The sequence below is a fragment of the Streptomyces sp. NTH33 genome (assembly GCF_003236365.1).
In the GTDB taxonomy this organism is placed as follows: domain Bacteria; phylum Actinomycetota; class Actinomycetes; order Streptomycetales; family Streptomycetaceae; genus Streptomyces.
Genome location: NZ_POTZ01000693.1, coordinates 1 through 2637, shown reverse-complemented (window position 1 = coordinate 2637; position 2637 = coordinate 1). Strand labels below are relative to the sequence as shown.

The following is a 2637-nucleotide window of genomic DNA, read 5'->3' as shown; positions in this document are numbered from 1 at the left end:
CCCCGGTGGGGCTCCGCCCCCGCGCCCCGGCGAAGACTCCGCCCCTGCACCCCTGGTGGCTCGGGCCAACCGGTCCGCCCGGCTCGGCAGGAGGAAGAGCTCCGGCCCAGGGACCGGCGGGGTGCTCTGACTCAGGTTTCACGAGGCTTCGGGCCCGTGGGGCAGGCACTGCAACACCCCCCCGGGCCCGGTGCCGCGCGTCGTCGCCGTCCTATCCCTGCGGGTGGTGCGCCGGAATCGGCGGCAGGTCGCCCGTCGTCTCGTAGGACGACAGCATGTCGATGCGGCGGATGTGGCGTTCGTCGCCGGAGAAGGGGGTGGCCAGGAAGGTTTCGACGAACTTCGTCGCCTCCTCCAGCGTGTGCATGCGCGCGCCCACCGCGACGACGTTGGCGTTGTTGTGCTGGCGGCCGAGGGCGGCCGTCTCCTCGCTCCAGGCGAGGGCCGCGCGGACACCCTTGACCTTGTTCGCGGCGATCTGCTCACCGTTGCCGGAGCCGCCGATCACGATGCCGAGGGAGTCGGGGTCGCCGGCCGTGCGCTCGGCGGCGCGCAGGCAGAAGGGCGGGTAGTCGTCCTGGGCGTCGTAGATGTGCGGGCCGCAGTCGACGGGCTCGTGGCCCGCCGCCTTGAGCCACTCGACGAGGTGGTTCTTGAGTTCGAAGCCCGCATGGTCGGAGCCGAGATACACGCGCATGGTCCGAGTGTGACACGGCCGAACGGGGGGAGCCGCGCCGGGTGGGGCTCTATCACAGCCGCAAGAACCGTGTGAGATAAACCACAAACTCAGGGAAGCCGGAAGTAAAGATTAGGTTTTGAAGGTTCTCACCGCCCCAGCGCCTCAGTTTCACTGGACCAGGTCGTACACCGCTCGTACGGCAGACCGCTCACCCGGCGCAAAGGAAGCCCCCCATGACCTCGCAGCCGACCTTGCCGAAGACCGGAAGTGCCCACGCAAGCCCCCCAGGACACGGCTCCGGGCTCCAGGCCGGCCTCAAGAACCGCCACCTGACGATGATCGCCATCGGCGGTGTGATCGGTGCGGGGCTGTTCGTCGGTTCCGGCGCCGGCATCGCCACCGCGGGCCCCGGCATCCTGCTCTCGTACGCCCTCGTCGGCACGCTCGTCGTCCTGGTGATGCGCATGCTCGGCGAGATGTCCGCCGCCAACCCCACCTCCGGCTCGTTCTCGGCGCACGCCGACCGGGCGCTCGGCGGCTGGGCCGGGTTCTCCATCGGCTGGCTGTACTGGTTCTTCTGGGTCGTCGTCCTGGCCGTGGAGGCGACCGCCGGGGCGAAGATCCTCTCCGGCTGGGTTCCGGCCGTGCCCCAGTGGGGGTGGGCGCTGATCGTCATGGTGGTGCTGACCGCGACCAATCTGGCCTCCGTCGGCTCCTACGGCGAGTTCGAGTTCTGGTTCGCCGGGATCAAGGTCGTGGCGATCAGCGCGTTCGTCGTCATCGGTCTGCTGGCCGTCTTCGGCGTGCTGCCCGGCGTGCACAGCGACAAGGCGGGGCTCGGCAACCTCACCGGCCACGGCGGCTTCCTGCCGCACGGGCCCGGCGCGATCCTCACCGGTGTGCTGCTCGTCGTCTTCTCCTTCATGGGCAGTGAGATCGCGACACTGGCCGCCGGCGAGTCGGAGGACCCGCAGCGTGCCGTCACCAAGTCGACCAACAGCATCATCTGGCGCATCGGCGTCTTCTACCTCGGCTCGGTCTTCGTCGTCGTGGCCCTGGTCCCCTGGAACGACAAGTCGGTCACCGACAAGGGCTCCTACGTCGCCGCCCTCGACTCCCTCGGTATCGCGCACACCGGTCAGATCATGAACTTCATCGTGCTGACCTCGGTGCTGTCCTGCCTCAACTCCGGCCTCTACACCGCCTCCCGCATGGCCTTCTCGCTCGGCGAGCGCGGGGACGCGCCGAAGGCGTTCGCGCGGACCAACGGCCGTGGTGTGCCGGTGGCCGCGATCACCGCGTCGGTCGTCTTCGGCTTCGTGGCCGTGTTCTTCAACTACAAGTTCCCGAACTCCGTCTTCCTCTTCCTCGTCAACTCCTCCGGTGCGGTCGCCCTGTTCGTCTGGCTGGTGATCTGCCTCTCGCAGTTGCGGATGCGCAAAATCATCCAGCGGGAGGCCCCGGAGAAGCTGGTCGTGAAGATGTGGCTGTACCCGTACCTGACCTGGGCGGCGGCCGGGCTGATCGTCTTCGTCCTCGGCTACATGCTGACCGACACCGCGCACGACGGCCGCGAGACCGTGCTGCTGTCGCTGCTGGTCGCGGCGATCGTGCTGGTGATCGCCTTCGTCAGGCAGAGGGCCGGGAACGGCCGGGCGGCGGTCGCGGCGCGGGCCGGCGCGGAGGCGACGGAGAACGTCCCGGTCGGCTGACGCGAGTACGGCACGCGCGCGTGAGGGAGTCCTACGGGGCTCCCTCCGCTCTTCCCCCGCTCCTCACAGCACCGTGAAGCTGTCCTGGACCCTCTCGTACGTCGGCAGCGCCCGCTGCTCCGTGTCCGACCGGTACCAGGTGCTGACCTGGTACGACTTGCCGTCCGCGTCGAAGCCGAGCAGGCGGGCGTGCCAGGGGGCGCCCTCCACGGTGGGCGAGGGCCCGGTGGAGGCGGAGGGGTGCGC

3 protein-coding genes are annotated in these 2637 nt (G+C 69.5%); 1 reads left to right on the top strand and 2 read right to left on the bottom strand.

Features of this window, described 5'->3' with window-relative positions; genetic code table 11:
* Positions 1-211: 211 nt before the first annotated feature.
* Complete coding sequence (locus tag C1I97_RS35070; protein WP_111007000.1) at positions 212-697, bottom strand: ribose-5-phosphate isomerase; 486 nt, start codon at positions 695-697, stop codon at positions 212-214.
* Positions 698-912: 215 nt separating this feature from the next.
* Here C1I97_RS35070 and C1I97_RS35065 point away from each other — a divergent pair, with 215 nt between their 5' ends.
* On the top strand, positions 913-2391 hold the full coding sequence (locus tag C1I97_RS35065) for an amino acid permease (RefSeq protein WP_111006999.1): 1479 nt from the start codon (positions 913-915) through the stop codon (positions 2389-2391).
* Positions 2392-2454: 63 nt separating this feature from the next.
* On the opposite strand, the gene C1I97_RS35060 is transcribed toward C1I97_RS35065, so the two are convergent.
* A partial coding sequence (locus C1I97_RS35060; RefSeq protein ID WP_146608404.1) for a hypothetical protein occupies positions 2455-2637 on the bottom strand: 183 nt, incomplete at its 5' end.